General features: G+C 42.5%; 17 protein-coding genes and 2 tRNA genes. 3 read left to right on the top strand and 16 right to left on the bottom strand.

Going from position 1 to position 19,006, the window contains the following annotated elements:
* Position 1: 1 nt before the first annotated feature.
* The 15 genes from rpsJ to ND811_RS11185 form a co-directional block, all read right to left on the bottom strand.
* Positions 2–310, bottom strand: coding sequence for a 30S ribosomal protein S10 (gene rpsJ, locus ND811_RS11255; RefSeq protein ID WP_002974412.1), 309 nt, complete (start codon positions 308–310; stop codon positions 2–4).
* Between the two features lie 5 nt (positions 311–315).
* Positions 316–1,521 (bottom strand): elongation factor Tu, encoded by a 1,206-nt coding sequence (gene tuf / locus ND811_RS11250; protein WP_265352032.1) that lies wholly within the window; start codon positions 1,519–1,521, stop codon positions 316–318.
* 49 nt (positions 1,522–1,570) lie between these two features.
* A complete protein-coding gene (locus ND811_RS11245; RefSeq protein WP_265352033.1) occupies positions 1,571–3,517 on the bottom strand; it encodes an elongation factor G-like protein in 1,947 nt (648 codons plus the stop codon).
* A 73-nt stretch (positions 3,518–3,590) separates the two neighbouring features.
* Complete coding sequence (rpsG, locus tag ND811_RS11240; protein WP_015678186.1) at positions 3,591–4,064, bottom strand: 30S ribosomal protein S7; 474 nt, start codon at positions 4,062–4,064, stop codon at positions 3,591–3,593.
* A 14-nt stretch (positions 4,065–4,078) separates the two neighbouring features.
* Positions 4,079–4,453, bottom strand: a complete 375-nt coding sequence (gene rpsL, locus ND811_RS11235) for a 30S ribosomal protein S12 (RefSeq protein ID WP_265352034.1) — start codon at positions 4,451–4,453, stop codon at positions 4,079–4,081.
* Positions 4,454–4,593: 140 nt separating this feature from the next.
* Entirely contained in the window at positions 4,594–8,895 is a 4,302-nt protein-coding gene (gene rpoC / locus ND811_RS11230) for a DNA-directed RNA polymerase subunit beta' (protein ID WP_265352035.1), read from the bottom strand.
* A gap of 14 nt (positions 8,896–8,909) precedes the next feature.
* Positions 8,910–12,596 carry a DNA-directed RNA polymerase subunit beta gene (gene rpoB, locus ND811_RS11225; RefSeq protein WP_265352036.1) on the bottom strand — a complete coding sequence of 1,229 codons (3,687 nt, stop codon included), beginning with the start codon at positions 12,594–12,596 and terminating at the stop codon, positions 8,910–8,912.
* A gap of 125 nt (positions 12,597–12,721) precedes the next feature.
* A complete protein-coding gene (gene rplL, locus ND811_RS11220) occupies positions 12,722–13,105 on the bottom strand; it encodes a 50S ribosomal protein L7/L12 (RefSeq protein WP_004783509.1) in 384 nt (127 codons plus the stop codon).
* 36 nt (positions 13,106–13,141) lie between these two features.
* Positions 13,142–13,675 (bottom strand): 50S ribosomal protein L10, encoded by a 534-nt coding sequence (rplJ, locus tag ND811_RS11215; protein ID WP_265352037.1) that lies wholly within the window; start codon positions 13,673–13,675, stop codon positions 13,142–13,144.
* A 12-nt stretch (positions 13,676–13,687) separates the two neighbouring features.
* Positions 13,688–14,380, bottom strand: a complete 693-nt coding sequence (rplA, locus tag ND811_RS11210) for a 50S ribosomal protein L1 (RefSeq protein WP_004783789.1) — start codon at positions 14,378–14,380, stop codon at positions 13,688–13,690.
* Between the two features lie 25 nt (positions 14,381–14,405).
* Positions 14,406–14,831: a 50S ribosomal protein L11 gene (gene rplK / locus ND811_RS11205; protein WP_238838957.1), complete on the bottom strand. Its 426-nt coding sequence runs from the start codon at positions 14,829–14,831 to the stop codon at positions 14,406–14,408.
* 39 nt (positions 14,832–14,870) lie between these two features.
* Complete coding sequence (gene nusG / locus ND811_RS11200; RefSeq protein WP_135746407.1) at positions 14,871–15,425, bottom strand: transcription termination/antitermination protein NusG; 555 nt, start codon at positions 15,423–15,425, stop codon at positions 14,871–14,873.
* Between the two features lie 9 nt (positions 15,426–15,434).
* The gene (gene secE / locus ND811_RS11195) at positions 15,435–15,623 is read right to left on the bottom strand and encodes a preprotein translocase subunit SecE (protein ID WP_265352038.1); all 189 of its coding nucleotides are present in this window, start codon (positions 15,621–15,623) and stop codon (positions 15,435–15,437) included.
* A 41-nt stretch (positions 15,624–15,664) separates the two neighbouring features.
* Positions 15,665–15,738: transfer RNA gene (locus ND811_RS11190), tRNA-Trp, on the bottom strand.
* 5 nt (positions 15,739–15,743) lie between these two features.
* Positions 15,744–15,815, bottom strand: a tRNA-Thr gene (locus ND811_RS11185).
* A gap of 214 nt (positions 15,816–16,029) precedes the next feature.
* Between ND811_RS11185 and ND811_RS11180 the strand changes: the two genes are divergently transcribed.
* From ND811_RS11180 to ND811_RS11170, 3 genes are all read left to right on the top strand, one after another.
* Positions 16,030–16,722, top strand: a complete 693-nt coding sequence (locus tag ND811_RS11180) for a histidine kinase (RefSeq protein WP_135746408.1) — start codon at positions 16,030–16,032, stop codon at positions 16,720–16,722.
* A gap of 60 nt (positions 16,723–16,782) precedes the next feature.
* Positions 16,783–17,550, top strand: a complete 768-nt coding sequence (locus ND811_RS11175) for an SDR family NAD(P)-dependent oxidoreductase (protein ID WP_265352039.1) — start codon at positions 16,783–16,785, stop codon at positions 17,548–17,550.
* Positions 17,551–17,702: 152 nt separating this feature from the next.
* The gene (locus ND811_RS11170) at positions 17,703–18,002 is read left to right on the top strand and encodes an ArsR/SmtB family transcription factor (RefSeq protein WP_135569095.1); all 300 of its coding nucleotides are present in this window, start codon (positions 17,703–17,705) and stop codon (positions 18,000–18,002) included.
* Positions 18,003–18,005: 3 nt separating this feature from the next.
* Here the strand turns inward: ND811_RS11170 and rfaD are convergent, their stop codons facing one another.
* A complete protein-coding gene (gene rfaD, locus ND811_RS11165) occupies positions 18,006–18,977 on the bottom strand; it encodes an ADP-glyceromanno-heptose 6-epimerase (RefSeq protein ID WP_265352040.1) in 972 nt (323 codons plus the stop codon).
* Positions 18,978–19,006 lie beyond the last annotated feature (29 nt).

Genomic DNA, 19,006 nt, shown 5'->3' with positions numbered 1-19,006 from the left:
CTTAGGATTTAATATCTACGGAAACTCCTGCAGGGAGTTGAAGCTTCATCAGGGCTTCTACCGTATCTTCATTCGTATTTAAAATATCGATGAGTCTCTTGTGAGTTCTCATTTCAAATTGTTCTCTAGCTTTTTTATTCACGTGCGGAGAACGTAATACCGTGTAGATTTCTTTTTTCGTTGGAAGCGGGATTGGACCGGAGACAGTAGCTCCGGTCCTCTTCGCAGTCGCAACGATTTCAAAGGTTGATTGGTCAATCAACCGATGATCGAAAGCTTTTAACTTAACGCGAATTCTTTGTCCAGCCATTGCGATTACTCAACGATCTCCGCAACAACACCAGAACCGATAGTTCGTCCACCCTCACGGATAGCAAATTTCAAACCTTGGTCCATAGCAATTGGGTGGATAAGCTCGATTGACATCGTAACGTTATCTCCCGGCATAACCATCTCCATTCCACCAGGAAGGTTACAAACACCAGTGATGTCTGTAGTTCTGAAGTAGAACTGAGGACGGTAGTTGTTAAAGAATGGAGTATGACGTCCACCTTCGTCTTTAGTAAGAACGTAAACTTCCGCTTTAAATTTTCTGTGTGGAGTGATTGTTCCTGGTTTCGCAAGAACTTGACCTCTTTCGATGTCTTCTTTTTTAGTTCCGCGAAGAAGAGCACCAATGTTGTCTCCAGCTTCTGCTTGATCGAGTAGTTTACGGAACATCTCAATACCAGTAACAACTGATTTAGATGTATCACGGATACCAACGATTTCGATTTCGTCGTTGATCTTAAGAACACCTTGCTCCACACGACCAGTAGCAACAGTTCCACGACCAGTAATTGAGAATACGTCCTCAACTGGCATAAGGAAAGGCTTATCAGTAATACGTGTAGGGTTTGGAACGTAAGTATCCACTGCTTCCATAAGTTTAAGAATGGATTTCATTCCTAGGTCAGAATCTTCACCTTCTAGTGCTTTCAATGCAGATCCAGAGATGAAAGGTGTTTTATCACCTGGAAAGTTGTATTTGTTAAGGAGGTCTTTGATTTCCTCTTTAACCATCTCAACCATATCGTCTCTTTCATCTGCAGCGAGCATGTCAGCTTTGTTGAGGTAAACCACGATGTAAGGAACCCCTACTTGGCGAGCAAGAAGGATGTGTTCTTTTGTTTGTGGCATAGCACCGTCAGTTGCAGAAACTACGAGAATCGCAGCATCCATCTGAGCAGCACCAGTAATCATGTTTTTAACATAGTCCGCGTGTCCCGGGCAATCTACGTGTGCGTAGTGACGGTTTGGAGTTTCATACTCCTGGTGAGACGTTGCAATAGTAATCCCACGAGCCTTTTCTTCGGGCGCGTTGTCGATTTGGTCGTAAGCAATCGCTTTGTTTTTTCCACCAACTAACTTCGCAAGCGTTGTTGTAATTGCTGCTGTTAGGGTTGTCTTACCGTGGTCAACGTGACCAATTGTTCCGATGTTTAAGTGTGGTTTTGAACGGTCAAATTTTTCTTTAGCCATTGTTAGAATCTACTCCTCAATCGTGGTGCAAGACCCGATCCTCGGTTCTTTACTCCTTTAAAACTGCATGAAATTCATAGGTAAAAGCAGTCCTTTCCCAAGAAATGCCGATGCCTTTGGTCATGTTTCTAAGAGCCCCTGAAAAGCCAAGCAGGTTTTGGGCCGGTGCATTGGCTTTTAAGTGACTCTTCCCTGCCACAGCCTCTAGGATGGAGACCACCTTAGCGTTTCTGCGACTTAGATCAGAAAGAACTACACCTAAGTGGTCTGCGTCCACCATCACTTCTACTTCCGTGAGGGGTCCGACCAAATATGTGTTTAAAGAAAATAATTCCTTTACGCCCGCAAGTATCGCTACTTTCAAAAGCGTTAAGGTGATTTGTAAATCTCCCTTTGGTATCTCATACGAGAGAACACGAAATTTGAGACCTACAACTTCCTCTCCGTAAAACCCGTGTAAACAGGCCTCCATAAAGGATGTTTCTATCGAATTTTTTACTTCTTCCGGAAGACTTACCTCGAAGGCAATATGCTTCGAAAAATCGGCAGTATCTTCCAGGACTGCGATGAGCGCGCCGCTTGATTTTTGATCTTCAAAGGCACGATGCTCTAGGGCAACCTTATGAGACATTTTTTTTAGAAGCTCTATTTTGGCAATGTTTATCGAACTTACTTTTAGTTTTTTTTCTGTTCTCTCCATCACTCTTCGGATTCCGATCTCCAAATGGAGCTCGCCCCGACCATGAAGTACCAACTGTCCGGTATCTTCCTTCTTTTGGACTTGGTATCCAGGATCTTCCCAGACCAATTCCTCTAAGCGACATAACCAAAACTCTTTGTCCGAAGATTCTTCCGGTTCTAAGACCAAAGAAAATGGACTCGGGGAACTTTCCGAAGATTTTCCAAGCTCGACGGAAATAGCGTCTAGAGAGTCGGCCACTGTTTGTCCGGGTAATAAGATTAAGTCTTTGTGATTTTTTAATAAAACCAGTTTTCCTTTTTGTAACTGTGAGATATTTTCTTCCGAATCTGGATCTAAGAATTGAAAAGGAAAGTCTACTGGACCCTTTTCTTGGAACAGCTTTTGCTGGTTCAGAATTTCCCTTTTACTAGTTTGGTTCCAGACGGACTCAATTTCTGTTAGAAGTATATTTTGGGTCGGACACACAACAGCAAACCGCCCGATCTCAGGATCGGACCGTCTCGAAAGAACCAGAAGTGGGAAAGAAGAATCACTTAAATTTTCCATTTCTTTGGGTTCTGTCCAAAGAACTAAATCAAGCAGTTCCCGAACCCCTTCTCCGGTTTTGGCAGAACCACCATAAACGGGATAAAGTTTCCCAAAACGAGGACCACTACGTAGCCCAATCAGCGAATAATCCGTTTGGCCAGAGGGATCATTCCAAGAAGATAAAAGAATCTCATCGCTCCAAGCCATAAGCTCTTCTTTTACCGACCTGGGAAAATGACCGGGGGCATTCAGGTAGTATTCAATTTTTCCCTCTGGATCTTTTTGAAAAAGGGATACCGGGGCCCCTCCAAGAATTTCTTCCAGGGAGACCAATGTATCCAAATAATCTTCATCAAAGCGGTCTAGTTTATTGATGAAAAAAATCATCGGAACATTTGCCTTCCGCAGTTCTTCGATCACAAGACGCGCCTGGGACTGGACCACAGTGCCCGCTTCCAAGACAACGATGGCAGACTCCATTGCGGGCAAAAGGTCTGTGACTTGGTTTCGAAAATCGATATGGCCGGGAGTGTCTACGAGTTCGATTTGGAACTCCCCAAACTGAGTGTTCCAAGGGATCGAATGAAAAGTGGTACGAATGGAGATCCCTCGTTCGATTTCTTCCTGTAAAGAATCCGATTCAGTATTTCCATCTTCAATGGAACCTACTGCCGAAATTTTTCCAGCCTCAAACAAAATTCTTTCGGTGAGAGTCGTTTTACCCGAATCGATATGTGCAAAAATTCCAACAGTTCGGTATTTCATAAATTTGTTTGGCTAAAATAAAAAAGCCAGGTTTTCACCTGGCTTATTAATGTTTGGAATCGAATGAAAGAGACTACCAGCGGTAGTGGGAGAAAGCCTTGTTGGCGTCTGCCATCTTTCTGATGTCTTCTTTTTTCTTGATCGCAGATCCGGTGCCTTTTTGGGCTTCCATAAACTCTGCAGCCAATTTGTTCTTCATAGATTTTTCGTTTCTACCACGGCTATATTTAATAAGCCATCGGATCCCAAGAGCAAGTCGTCTTTCTGGACGAACCTCAATAGGAACTTGGTAAGTTACCCCACCCACACGGCGAGATTTTACTTCTACTTGTGGTTTTGCGTTTTCTAAAGCTTCTTGGAAAACTGCAAACGGATCTTGTCCTGTTTTTTTAGCAATGACTTCTAACGCATCATAGAAAACGGCTTCAGCAACACTCTTTTTACCATCTACCATAAGGCAGTTGATAAATTTAGAAATCACTTTGTCATTGTATTTAGGATCGCCTTCGATGTGGCGTGGTTCAACTTTTCCTCTTCTTCTAGACATATACCTTTCTCCGATTACGCTTTAGGACGCTTAGCGCCGTATTTTGAACGTCCTTTGCGACGTTTGTCCACACCGAGTGTATCCAGTGTTCCACGAATGATATGATAACGAACCCCTGGTAAGTCTTTTACCCTTCCACCACGGATAAGAACCACGTTGTGTTCTTGGAGGTTGTGACCTTCACCAGGAATGTAAGCAGTCACTTCAATTCCAGTTGTGAGGCGAACCCTTGCTACTTTACGAAGAGCTGAGTTCGGTTTTTTAGGAGTAAAGGTCATTACCCTTGTGCAAACTCCACGTCTTTGTGGGCATGCTTTTAGGGCAGGAGATTTAGTTCTTTTCTTTTGATCTTCTCTTCCACTGCGGATGAGCTGGTTAATTGTAGGCATTCGATTCCTTCTTCTACTTCTCTGTCTTTAAAAAAATAATGACGTTTTCGTCCAAAATTCCAGATAGGGACATTTTGTAAACGAAAACATGATTTTGTCCCCAGAAACTCACGAAAAGTCTCTAAGGACAAAGTTTGGGTCTAATCGTCGTCATCCTCATCGTCGGAGTCATCTGATTCTTCTTCCAACTCATCTTCATCCTCGTCCTCTTCGGCAACAAGTCTGGAAAGTGTAGCTGTGGAAACAGGCGAAGACTCGGAGAGTTCAGAAACTTCTTCTTCCTCTTCTTCCGATTCTAAATCCCAATCCAAATCTCCTGGAAGGTCTTTGAAGACCTCAATATCACGGTATTTTTTCATACCAGTTCCAGCAGGAATCATATGACCGATGATTACGTTTTCTTTAAGACCTACTAAATTGTCTGTCTTTCCTTTGATCGCAGCATCTGTTAAAACCTTTGTAGTTTCTTGGAAAGATGCAGCAGAAAAATACGATTCAGTATTAAGGGATGCTTTGGTTAATCCCAAAAGAACAGGAGTTCCTTGTGCTGGAGATCCCCCTTCTTTTTCCACTCGGTCGTTTTCTTCATCAAAGAGGAATTTATCTACTTGTTGTTGGTTTACAAAAGATGTGTCCCCACTATCAGTGATGATCACCTTACGAAGCATTTGGCGAACCACAACTTCGATATGTTTATCATTGATATGAACCCCTTGTAAACGGTAAACTTCTTGCACTTCGGATACTAGGTATTCGTGAAGAGCATTCGGTCCCTTAATGGCAAGGATATCATGCGGATCAAAATTTCCTTCATCCAACTGGTCTCCGCGTTTTACGAAGTCTCCTTGGCGCACACGGATTTGTTTACCAATTGGAATGGCAACTTTCACTTTTTCTAGTTCTGGTGAATCAGGAAGTATGTAGAGGATACGTTTTTCTTTTACGATTTCCCCTTTGTCTTCGATCTTTCCATCGATTTCTGCGAGTGTGCAGGCATCTTTTGGACGACGAGCCTCAAAAAGCTCATCTACCCGAGGAAGACCACCGGTAATATCTCGGGTTTTTTCTGCCACCGATGGGATTTTGAAAATCACATCCCCTTCTCTCACCTTGTCTCCATTTTGAAATTGAAGAAGAGCATCTACTGGAACGGAGTATTCATCCGATCCAACAAGAACTTTCGGTACGAGACGATCTTTCTTTTGCTCTACCACTTTTAAGATAATGTTAGAAGTTTTCGGATCCACATCACGACGAACGTTTTTACCAATTTCTAAATCTTCCCATTGGATGGTTCCTGCAGATTCCGAAACTGCCACTTCGTTGTAAGGGTCAAACTCAGCAAGTGCCTTGTTTTCTTCCACGATTTGGCCTTCTTCCGCACGAAGGATGGTTCCGATTTTTACAGGAATGACAAAGTCATCTCCGAGAATGCGGAGTGTGGTTCCCACAAGAGAAACGGTTCCGGCTTGGTCAGAAGTGATTCGTTGTTCTGTTGATTCACCTACTTGGGTCGCAAATACTTCCCCTTTTTCTAACCTTTGGCCTTCCACCACACGCACACTGGAAAGTGTATCGGTATTGAATTCTTGGATGAGTCGGTTCACGATAATGGTTCCGCGACGAGCAAAAACTTTTGCAGAATTTGCGTTAGTCACAAGACGACCGTTAACAGATTTTACAATGGAACGGTAAGGAACTTTATGTTCTTTTTCTTGGATCGTAGCAGATGCCGCACCACCCACGTGGAAGGTTCTCATCGTAAGCTGTGTTCCCGGTTGTCCGATCGACTGAGCGGCAATGGTTCCAACAGCCTCACCAATTTCCGCAGGAACAAGGCGAGCCATGTCCATACCGTAACATTTCGTACAAATTCCGTAACGAGATCTACAAGTGAGAGGAGATCTTACTTTGATCTTATCGTAACCAAGGTTTTCAATCTGTTGGCCAATAGCTCTTGTAATGAGTGTGTCTTTCGGGAATACCACTTTCTCAGAAACAGGGTCCACTAAATCTTCAGCCGTATACCGACCAAATACTCTGTCCCCAAGAGAAACAATGACATTCTCCCCTTCTTTTACGATTCCAAGAGTGATGTTTGCTTTTGTTCCGCAGTCATCTTCGGAAACAATTACGTCCTGAGAAATATCCACAAGACGACGAGTGAGGTAACCGGCATCGGCAGTTTTTAACGCCGTATCCGCAAGACCCTTTCTCGCACCATGTGTAGAGATAAAAAATTCTAAGACTCCGAGACCTTCACGGAAGTTGGAACGAATCGCAAGTTCGATGATTTCTCCAGACGGTTTCGCCATAAGACCCCGCATTCCTGCGAGCTGACGGATCTGCTGTTTGGAACCACGAGCACCCGAAGCTGCCATGACGTAAACCGGATTGAATCCAGCTTGGTCTTTTTCCAGTTCCTTAAACATACCTTCAGTAATGCGGTCGTTGGTTTTTGTCCAAATTTCGATTACTTTTTTACGACGTTCTTCGTTCGTAATGATCCCTTTACGATACTCCATATCTGCTTTTTCAACTTCTTTGTTGGCATCGGTCACGAGTCCCTCTTTTTGCGGAGAAACTCGGATGTCATCAATCGAGATCGTAGGAGCAAATACAGTCGCGTAACGGTAACCAAGTCGTTTGATTTCATCAAGCATCACAACAGTGATCCCAGGTCCAAACTTCTCGTAAACGTCTGCAATGATTTTGTTTGTTTCTTTATCACCGAGGGTTCTGTTGATATAAACATACCCTTTTGGCATCACTTGGTTGAAGATAAGTCTTCCAGGTGTGGTTTCGATGATTTTCCCTTCGTGTAAAACAGAGATTTTGGAGCGAATTTCAACCGTTTTTGTTTCGATTGCATACATCACCTCTTCGAGACCAGTGAAAAATTTTCCTTCACCTTTGGCATCTTTTACTTCTGACGTTAGGTAATAAATTCCAAGAACGATATCTTGTGTTGGTCCACAAATCGGCTGTCCGTTAGCAGGGTTTAAGATGTTATGCGGTGATAACATTAACATCCAAGTTTCGAGCTGTGCTTTTGGAGCGAGCGGAACGTGGATCGCCATTTGGTCCCCGTCAAAGTCAGCGTTAAACGCGTGACAAACAAGCGGGTGGAGTTTGATTGCCTTTCCTTCCACTAGCACTGGTAAAAAAGCTTGGATTCCAAGTCTGTGAAGAGTCGGAGCACGGTTGAGAAGTACTGGATGTTCTTTCACTACTGTTTCCAATACATCAAAAACTTCTTTGTCTTCTGCTTCGATTTTTTTCTTCGCAGATTTGATGTTTGGTGCTAGTTCCAAATCTACAAGGCGTTTCATAATGAATGGTTTGAAAAGTTCCAAAGCCATTTTTTTAGGAAGACCCATTTGGTGGTATTTGAGTTCAGGACCCACTACGATCACGGAACGGCCAGAGTAATCCACACGTTTACCAAGTAGGTTTTGGCGGAATCGGCCTTGTTTTCCTTTCAGCATGTCGGAGATCGACTTAAGTGGACGATTTCCTTTTCCTTTCACAGTACGTTTGCGACGACTGTTATCAAAAAGAGCATCCACTGCTTCTTGTAACATACGTTTTTCGTTACGAACTATGATCTCTGGAGCTTTCAAAGCAAGGAGTCGTTTGAGTCGGTTGTTTCGGTTGATCACACGACGATACAAATCGTTTAGGTCGGAAGTTGCAAAACGCCCGCCTTCTAACTGGACCATCGGACGAAGTTCTGGTGGGATGACCGGAACTACATCAAGCACCATCCATTCAGGACGGTTTCCCGAATCGCGGAAGGCTTCCAAAACTTCTAAGCGTTTGAAAATACGTTTGTCAGAGATTTTGTTTTTATCTTGGATCTTTTGGCGGATTACACGAGCTTCTGCATCTACGTCGATACGTGCGAGAAGTTCTTTGATGGCGTCCCCACCGATACCAGCGATAAACTTATCGCCGTATTCATCTAAATAATTATGATATTCATCTTCATCGATGAGTTCCCCGCGACTTCTACCGGAATCAGCAGGGTCAATGATCACATACTTCTCAAAGTAAAGGACACTTTTGAGTTGGTTGATGGTCATATCAAGAAGTAGTCCCATACGAGATGGAACAGAACGGTAATACCAAATATGCGACACAGGAGCCGCAAGTTCTATATGGCCCATTCTCTCACGACGCACTTTGGAGTGAGTTACTTCAACCCCGCATTTGTCGCAAACCACTCCCTTATAACGGATGGATTTGAATTTACCGCAGTAACATTCCCAATCCTTTGTGGTTCCGAAGATTTTTTCACAGAAAAGACCATCTCGTTCCGGTTTTAGGGTACGGTAGTTGATCGTTTCCGGTTTTTTCACTTCCCCGAAAGACCACTCTTTGATCCGTTCGGGTGATGCCAAACGGATCGTAATCGATTCAAAACTATTGTAATTTCTCATACTTTTTCCCTTCCCTAAACGTTTTCGATGGTCTCGAATTTGATTTTCTTTTTGTTTTTCGAGAATTCATCTTCGTAATCAGAGATATCCACTTCCAATCCTTCGGAGTCTTTGATGATGATATCAAGTGCAAGACCTCTAAGTTCCTGAACAAGAACGTTGAATGATTCTGGAATTCCCGGTTTAATCGAGTGGATTCCTTTCACAATCGCTTCGTAAATTCTTGCACGTCCAAGCATGTCATCTGACTTGATAGTGAGTAACTCTTGTAAGGTGTGTGATGCACCATACGCTTCCAGAGCCCATACTTCCATCTCCCCTAACCTTTGTCCCCCGAACTGTGCTTTACCACCGAGTGGTTGTTGTGTTACGAGTGAGTAAGGTCCAGTAGATCTTGCGTGGATTTTGTCATCCACCAAGTGAGCCAGTTTCAACATGTAAATGTATCCACAGAAGACTTGGTTGATGAATTTTTCTCCCGTTCTTCCGTCGTATAACTGAAATTTGCTGTTTTCCGGTAATCCTGCTTTTTTGCAGAATTCATGAACATCCCCTTCGGTTGCTCCATCAAACACAGGCGTTTCAAAATTGATTCCTAGTTTTTTGGCAGCAAACCCAAGCTGTGTTTCAAAAATCTGACCGAGGTTCATACGAGATGGAACCCCGAGTGGGTTGAGTACGATATCCACAGGAGTGCCATCTTCCATGTATGGCATATCTTCTTGTGCCATCACACGTGCTACGACCCCTTTGTTTCCGTGACGACCCGCCATCTTATCACCCACGAGGAGTTTACGTTTACGAGCGACATAGACTTTTACCATTTCTTCCACGCCAGCAGCGAGTTCGTCGCCTGTTTCACGGGAATAACGTTTGATATCGATGACAGTTCCTTCAAAACCATTTGGCATACGAAGAGAGGAATCTCTTACTTCTTTTGCCTTCTCCCCAAAAATGGAGTGTAATAGTTTGTATTCAGGAGTGAGGTCGGTTTCTCCTTTTGGAGTCACCATACCAACGAGGATATCACCTGGTTTCACTTCCGCACCCACACGAATCACACCAGACTCATCCAAATCACGAAACGCTTTGTCCGAAAGGTTAGGAATGTCACGAGTGATTTGTTCTTGTCCTAGTTTGGTTTCCCGAGCTTGGATTTCGAATTCTTCAATGTGGATAGAAGAGAAAACATCGTCTTTGATGATTCGTTCGGAAATTAAAATCGCATCCTCAAAGTTGTAACCTTCCCAAGGCATAAATGCAACCAGTACGTTTCTACCGAGCGCCAAGTAACCAGCGTCAGTGGAAGGACCATTAGCAAGGACAGTTCCTTTTTGGAGGATTTGACCAAAGTCACCGTATTTTTCACCTTTGATGATTTGTCCGGCAACCGGAGCACCAATTCCTAAGTCTTGGCCTTCTTTCACAACCGCTACATATTGAACTTCTTCCGAGTGGAATAGTTCATGGATTTCTTTTTCTCCATTGGGAGAAGTAAGCTCCACACGTTCTTTAGAAACCTTACTCACCTTCCCACCAGTTGTGGTATGTAACATGGAAACGTTTGGTTTTTGGTTAAAACAAGTGCCTTGGTTGGTTTTTTTAAATTTAATGAGTGGGTAGTGAACAATCTCTTTGGACTGGTCTTCTTTGATCCAAACGCCCGTTGCATCTACTTTGGAAACCACTCCATCTTTTTTAGCAACAATACAAACACCCGCGTCATAGGCAGCACGAGCTTCCATACCAGTTCCTACAAACGGAGCTTCTTCTGTAAGAAGAGGCACTGCTTGGCGTTGCATATTCGAACCCATGAGGGCGCGGTTCGCATCATCATGTTCAAGGAACGGAATGAGAGCCGTTGACACAGACACTACTTGTAAGGGAGCAAGATCCATGTATTGGATCTCAGATGGACTACGGAAAGGAAAATCCCCTCTATGGCGAGTAGAGATAAGTTTAGAAGTGAATTCTCCTTTTTCATCTACAGTCGAATTCGACTGAGCCATATAGTGGTATTCTTCTTTGTCCGCAGTAAGATACTCTACTTGTTTTTGAACTTTTCCGTTTTTCACAAGACGGTATGGAGTTTCAATAAACCCGTAATCGTTGACTCGTGCAAAACTAGACATGGAAAGAATGAGACCAATGTTTGGACCTTCCGGTGTTTCAATAGGACACATACGACCATAGTGAGAATAATGAACGTCACGAACTTCGAAACCAGCTCGGTCACGAGATAATCCACCAGGCCCTAGAGCGTTTAACCTACGTTTGTGGGTAAGTTCAGCAAGTGGGTTTGTTTGGTCCATAAACTGCGAAAGTTGCGATGAACCAAAAAATTCGTTGATCACAGCGGTGATTGGTTTAATGGAAATAAGAAGCTGCGGAGTTTGTTGTTCTGGCTCCTGCACCGTCATTCTTTCTTTGATGACACGTTCCACTCGAGAGAAGCCCAGTTTCAATTGGTTGGCAATGAGCTCTCCAACCGAACGAATCCTTCTGTTTCCTAAGTGGTCAATATCATCCGGATAGTAGTTTTCCGCTTCTGACATAAGCATGACAAGGTAACGAACCGTTTCGATGATGTCTTGTTTTCTTAAAACTCGATCTTCCGCTTTTGCAAATTCTTTTGGATTATTGAATTCAAACTTACTGTTGATTTTGTAACGACCAACAATGCCTAAATCAAAAGTTTTGGGAGAGAAAAAAAGACGTTTTAGTTCTGCTTCTGCGTTTTCGATCGTTGAAGGTTCACCCGGTCTCATGATGGTGTGGAATTTTTTAACAGCGTCTTCGTAATCGTTGACTCCGTCTTTTTCTAAACAATTAATAAGAACTGGGTTGTCTTTTCCTTTCGGAAATTCAATGACATCCACATCTTTTACCTTCATTTCACGAAGGATGGAGATATTATCCTCATTGATTTTGGAACCAGCATCGAGCATAACCTCTCCGGTTTCCATATTAATGATATCAGCGATCGTTCGGCGCCCAATCAGACGTTTTAGGTCTTTTGGATTGGCACCAGCAATCTTCATTTTAGATGACCCGTAGAAGAGCCGTAATACTTCTTCGTTGGTTCCCATACCCATAGCTTTAACTAGTAAAGTGGCAGGGAATTTTTTCTTACGATCGATTTTGGCAACAAGGATACCCTTATTGTCCATCTCGAATTCCAACCAAGAACCTCGGTAAGGAATCACTCTTGCAGAGAAAGTATCTCGCACTTGGTCGTAAGAAAAGAAAATACCAGGTGATCTGTGAAGCTGGCTTACAACTACCCTTTCCGCACCATTGATGATGAAAGTTCCGTGGTCTGTCATCACAGGAATGTCTCCCATGTAGACTACTTGTTCCCGGATCTCTCCGGTGTCTTTGATGATGAGTCGAATGACTGCCTTAAGTGGAACAGCAAAAGAAGAATCAGTGTCTTTACATTCCTGGGGATCGCGTTTTGGCTCTCCCAAGATATAATGGCCATATTCCATGACCATATCGTTGTTTGGCGATTCAATTGGGAAGGACTCACGAAATACAGCTTCCAACCCTTGGTTCAAACGTTTCGTCGGATCTTTCACTTCCGACTGGAGAAACCAATCAAAGGATTTTTTTTGTACGTAGATAAGATTAGGAAGTAAATTGAGGTCGGTAATTTTACCGAAATTTACCCGGTTTCTAATTTGCATTCGGGTATGCATGGAATACTCTCCCTAGAGACATCAAAATAATAGATGGTATGATAAACGAAAAAATAGAGGTGGGGACGCCTACGGCCTCCCTGCCTCTAAGTTTTTGAAGACTGGGTTTAAAAATTGGCAACCGATTAACCGGCAGCAGCAACTTCTACTTGAGCCCCAACACCTTCGAGTTTTTTCTTAATATCAGCAGCTTCGTCTTTAGAAACGCCTTCTTTCACTGATTTTCCACCAGCTTCAACAAGCGTTTTCGCATCTGCCAATCCAAGACCAGTGATTTCGCGAACGAGTTTAATAACGTCGATCTTTTTGTCACCGTGTGCTTTCAAGATTACATTGAAAGTTGCAGGCTCTTCAGCAGCAGCTGCGCCACCACCTGCACCCGCAACAGCCGCTACCGCAACCGGTGCAGCAGCAGAAATCCCGAATTTGTCCTCCATCTTTTTCACTAGATCAGCTGCCTGAACTAGTGTAAGACTTCCAATTTGTTCTAATAGCGCGTCAACAGACATCCTATATTCTCCTTATCCTACTAATCACTATGATTACTATTTGCCGTTTTTCTCGGCTACAGCATTGATGGCGCGAGCCAATGATGCCATGATTTGATTGATTCCAGAAGCAATTTGCGTTGCAGGAGCATTGACCCCACGAGCAATTTGCGCAAGAAGTTCTTGTTTGGACGGAAGTCCAGCAATCGCCTCTACTCCAGATTTACCCAAAACTTCCCCGTCCATATAGCCGGTTCTAATTTCAAGTTCCTTCTTATCTTTTGCAAAGTCCTTACAAACTTTTGCTACTGCTGGAAGTGCATCCAGAGAGAAAATCGCTGCAAGAGGTCCTTTGTAAACATCCCCAAAGTCAATGGAGTTGTTTTTATGTTCAGAAGACTCTTTTAAAGCACGGAGGAAAAGGTTGTTTTTGATTACCTTCATCTCCGATCCTTCTTTGCGAAGTTTCGCACGAAGGTTGGACATATCTTCAACAGTTAAACCGCTGTAAGATGCTAAAATAAAGTTTGGTCGTTTTTCTAAACGACTTTTAAGTTCTGCTACTGCTTCAATTTTAGATGGATTTGCCATTGTTCTTACTCGTTATATGTTCGCGTTTACTAGTTCTTTTACATCGACCTTTACGCCGATTCCCATAGTGGCAGCAACAGAGAAAGACTTGAGGTAATCACCCTTCGCATCCGAAGGTTTGTCTTTCATAAGGGCTGCAACAACAGCATTGATGTTGTCGGAAAGTTTGTCATCAGAGAAGGAACATTTTCCCACTCCTAAGTGAACCACTCCCCCTTTGTCAGGACGGTATTCAATTCGACCTGCTTTGAGTTCTTTGACTGCTTTTGCTACGTCAGTAGTAACGGTTCCTGCTTTTGGTTTTGGCATAAGACCCTTACGACCAAGAACTGGACCAAGTTTACCTACTTCCTTCATCATATCAGGAGTAGCCACACAAGCATCAAAATCAGTCCATCCACCAGAAACTTTTTCGATTAAGTCCATATCACCTACAAAGTCAGCTCCAGCTTCCTTTGCTTCGTTTTGTTTGTCTCCTTTACAGAAAACCAAAACTTTGATTGTTTTTCCAGTTCCGTGGGGAAGAGAGATAGTCCCTCTTACGTTTTGGAGAGATTTATAATTGATTTTAGTCGAAATCTCTAAGGTTCCATCAAATTTGGAAAAACTAGTAGCTTTTGCCAAACCGACTGCTTCACCAAGGGTATAAGCCTTTGTGCGATCGACTTTCTCTTTGAGTTGGATATATTTTTTGCCGCGTTTCATGACTTCGGTTCCCGTTTCTTAATGATTACTCGACGTTTACACCCATCGAACGGCAGGTTCCAGCAATGATGTTCACTGCTGCCTCCATATCGTTCGCGTTTAGGTCTTCCATCTTAGTTTTTGCAATTTCTTCTAGTTGAGCTCGTTTGATTGTTCCCACTTTTACAGTGTGTGGAGTAGCAGATCCACCTTGAAGTCCTAGCGCCTTCATAACTAGAAGTGCTGCTGGAGGAGATTTAGTTACGAATGTAAAACTTCTATCGGAATAAACAGTGATCACCACTGGAAGTTTGAGTCCCATTTGGTTTTTTGATCTTTCATTGAACTGTTTACAAAATTCCATGATATTGAGTCCGGCTTGACCAAGAGCGGGACCTACTGGAGGAGCAGGGTTTGCTTTCCCTGCTTCCACTTGGAGTTTAATTTGTTTTACTACTTTCTTTGCAGCCATCTCGTTTAAAGTTCCTTACTAAAAGTCAATCTATCAGTTCTATTGTTCCGATTTTACTTGGAGGTAATCCAACTCCACAGGAGTGGATCTTCCAAAAATTTCTACACGAACGCGGAGCCTTCCCTTATCAGGAAAAATCTCATCCACAACTCCTGCGAAATTTGCAAACGGACCATCTATAATTTTCAATGTTTCGCCCACTTTGAAGAGGAAACGTGGTCTAGAAACTTCTTCCGATTCCACACTTCCCACGTCGCTGAAGAGATTTTTGATCTCATCCAGTGAAAGTGGCTCCGGCCCTTTTCCTTTTCCGCCTACAAATGTAGACACAGAAGGTAGGTTCTGGATTTTAAACCGAAGGTCATCGGTCATATTCATCTCAACAAGAACATAACCCGGCATGAGTTTTTTCTTTGTGACCTTCTTTTTGCCGTTTTTCATTTCGGCAACTTCCATCGAAGGAATTTTTACCGCAAAAATCTGGTCTTCCAGCTTTTGTTGTTGGACCATCTTTTCAATGTTAGTTTTCACCTTATTCTCATGACCAGAATAAGTCTGAAGCACATACCATTTTTTATCTAAAGATTCGCCCACTACTCTTACCTATGTTCCTAATGCCCAGAACCACTTTAGCAGTTTCAGGAAAACAAAATCCGAAGCTGATAAAAATAGGGAAAAGATAAATACTGTAACTAGGACTACGACGGTAGAACTTACGATTTCTTGGCGCGTAGGCCAATGTACTTTTTCAAGTTCTGCTTTACATTCCTGAATGAAACTAGTAGCTTTCATTGATCCTTGTCCTGTTCTCTAATTCTATAAATTCTGCAGTCTGGCAGGGCTGGAGAGAATCGAACTCCCACCAAGGACTTTGGAGATCCTAGTTCTACCATTAAACTACAGCCCTAAACAAGCCCTCTACCAGGCTTGAACTGGTGACCCCTTCCTTACCATGGAAGTGCTCTACCACTGAGCTAAGAGGGCAAACGTTTCCCACCCAAGCGCGGGTTTCCAAGCGAGGCTAGGTTTTTTACACTATTTTAAATGAGGCTCTTTGGTCAATGGAAAATGAGTTTATTTCCTGGAAATGGTAAAAAAACAGGAAAAACAGTGAATTTCCCTTGAGATTTTAGTTGTGGATTTCCCGGTTCGATAATAGAACCATGTGGGAATAGTCCCCCACTTTAAGGAATGATTCGTGGCGAAACCTTTTGTAGAATTAGAAACACAAATCCCCGATTTAGTAAAGGCAAAATCCAAAATTGTCGTACGATCCTCTAGGATGAATCGCCAACTAGAACAGTATGTTCTCGGACTCATCACCAATATTCTTTCCGAGGTCAACCAAAGTCATTTTGTGGAGATGCTTTATACAATCTCCAAAGAACTTACCATCAACGGAATCAAAGCCAATCAAAAACGTGTGTTTTTTGAAGACGAAGGCCTAGACATCACTGACGAAAATGATTACCTTCAAGGAATCAAAGAGTATTCCAAAAAGTTTTCAGAAAAGATGGCCGATGAATACGGGAAACGATGCCTCGCCCGTGGCGTATATGTCCAAATTAAATTCCACTACTGCCTTGACGGACTTCTCGTGGAGGTGACAAACAACACACCCGTGATCAAAACCGAAGAAGCAAGGATGCGGGAAAAAATGAAAAAGTCCATGAACTACAATGACATTGCTGAGTTCTATATGGACAATATGGACAATACGGAAGGTGCAGGACTGGGTATTGCCCTTATCATGATCTTACTCAAAAACGAAGGGGTTGATCCCAATCTTTTTAGAATCATTACTCACCCCGACAGGACAGTAGCACGAGTCGAAATTCCGTTTAACGACAATTATGTGTCTTTTCGTAGTGCAGAACTAGCCGAAATCTAACTAAAACAAGGAACCTTAATTGTATCGACCACCATTCCGCCATTTTCAAAACTGGCGGTCATGGAATTAAAAGGTGCAAATATTCTCGTAACCGGATCTGCCGGTGGACTCGGAAAGGCAATGGCTTACCGATTGGGTAAGGCCGGAGCCAATATCATTCTCTCAGACATTCAAAAAGAGAAGTTGGACGAAACTGTATCCCTCTTCCAAAAAGAAGGGATTAAAACCACTGGCGTCGTCGCCAATGTGGCCAAAGAAGAAGACAGCATTCGACTGATTGAGGAAGCAGCGGCTTTCCAAGGAAGTCTAGATGTAGCAATTCTCAACGCAGGAATTTTGCGTGATGGCCTACTCATCCGAGTAGACAAAGAAACAGGAAAGGTAAAAGGAAAAATGGGAATCGATCAATGGCAATCGGTCATTGATGTGAATCTTACAGGCGTATTCCTAACGGCAAGGGAAGCGGCTGCAAAAATGGTAGAACAAAAGAAGGGAGTGATCATTCCGATTGCCTCCATTGCAATGCATGGAAACTCCGGACAAACAAACTATAGTGCTGCCAAAGCCGGCGTTGCAGCAATGACGGTAACTTGGTCGAAAGAACTTGCTAAGTTCGGAATCCGAGTCGCAGGCATTGCCCCAGGGTTTATTGGTACTGAAATGGTTCTAAAAGATATGAACCCTGAGGCTTTAGAAAAATGGAAGTCCATCATTCCCGTAGGGAGACTCGGTGAACCAGATGAAATAGCGTCCACTGCAGAGTTTATCATTTCAAATGATTTAGTAACAGGAGTGGTATTAGAAATTTCCGGCGGTGTTCGAATCTAACTTCGATTAATGACTTAAGCCCTCAGATTTTGACTGAGGGCATCAAACCTTTACAAGCCGCTCTGGTTTTGTCATTTTTTTTTCAAACGAAAAAAATTTCGTAGGTAAAATCAGTATAGATTCGTCATAAGGATATAACGGAATCCTTAGTGATGAAAATAAAAACAGAACTTTCTAAACAACAATTGGAACAAGCCATTAAAGGAATACAAGGCATTGCACACCCTATTCGTTTATTGATTTTATATACCCTTGCAAAAGAAGAAAAAACAGTTGGCCAACTTGTAGAACTCCTTGGCACAAGTCAATCGGCAGCTTCTCAACACTTGAGTAAGATGAAAAACAACGGAATTTTAGAATCTCGTAAGTCTTCAAACCAAGTGTTCTATAGCTTAAAAGATCCTAAGTTTAAAGAATTGATTCAAACGATTGTCAAAGTGTATAAAAAGTAAACACTAAGTTTGGTCTCTTAATAAGAAACTGACATATTCGCCAACAGCGTCCCGGAGGTTTGTGTAACCAAAGGGATACCCTGTTTGAGTTATTTTTTCCATCTCTGCACAGGTATAATATTGGTATTTTCCTTTTAGCGAATCGGGCATATCCACATATTCAATATTCACTGGTTGGTTCATGGATGTGAACAATGCATTCGCTAAATCGTTCCAAGTTTCCGCAATTCCCCTGCCAACATTGTACAATCCATACTTTCGTTCAGTAAGTACATAAATGCTGATTTTACTTGCATCCTTTACATATAAAAAATCTCGTTTTTGTTCCCCGTCTTTGTATTCCGGTTTATAAGACTTGAATAATTTTAATTTACCAGTGTCTCTAATTTGTTCATAACCTTTGAGAACTAAACTACGCATATCGCCCTTATGGGCTTCACCGTAACCAAAAACATTAAAATATTTTAGTCCCACAAGTCGATCGGCGATTCCTACTTTTTTGGCATACAAATCAAATAGTTGTTTGGAATACCCATACATATTGAGAGGTTTTAAATTTTCTATCGTTGACTGATCGTTGTAGCCATACTCACCTTCCCCGTACGTAGCAGCACTGGAAGCATAGAGGAATGGAATATTTTTTTTGACAGCAAACTCTGCCAATTTTTTCGTATAATGAAAGTTATTCTGAATTAGATAAGTAGCATCTTTTTCCGTTGTAGCAGAACAAGCACCTAAATGGTAAATTTCAGAAATCTCATTTAAGATGGTATTACCAGAATCTAACATCGATTCAAACTTATCTTTTTCATAATAATCTAGGAAAAAATTTCTCTGTAAGTTTTTCCATTTTTCCGTTGTTCCCAAATGGTCCACAACTAAGATATTCGTGTTCCCATTGTGATTAAGGTCTTCAATGATTTGTGATCCGATGAGGCCTGCGCCCCCAGTGACTAGAGTAAGTTTTTTTGCCATTGGTTTATTTTTAGTTTTTTCTATCCAAA

Origin of the sequence: Leptospira soteropolitanensis, assembly GCF_026151655.1 — a bacterium.
GTDB lineage: Bacteria > Spirochaetota > Leptospiria > Leptospirales > Leptospiraceae > Leptospira_A > Leptospira_A soteropolitanensis.
Note: the sequence above shows the minus strand (reverse complement) of the source record. Positions and strands in the feature narration are given on the sequence as shown.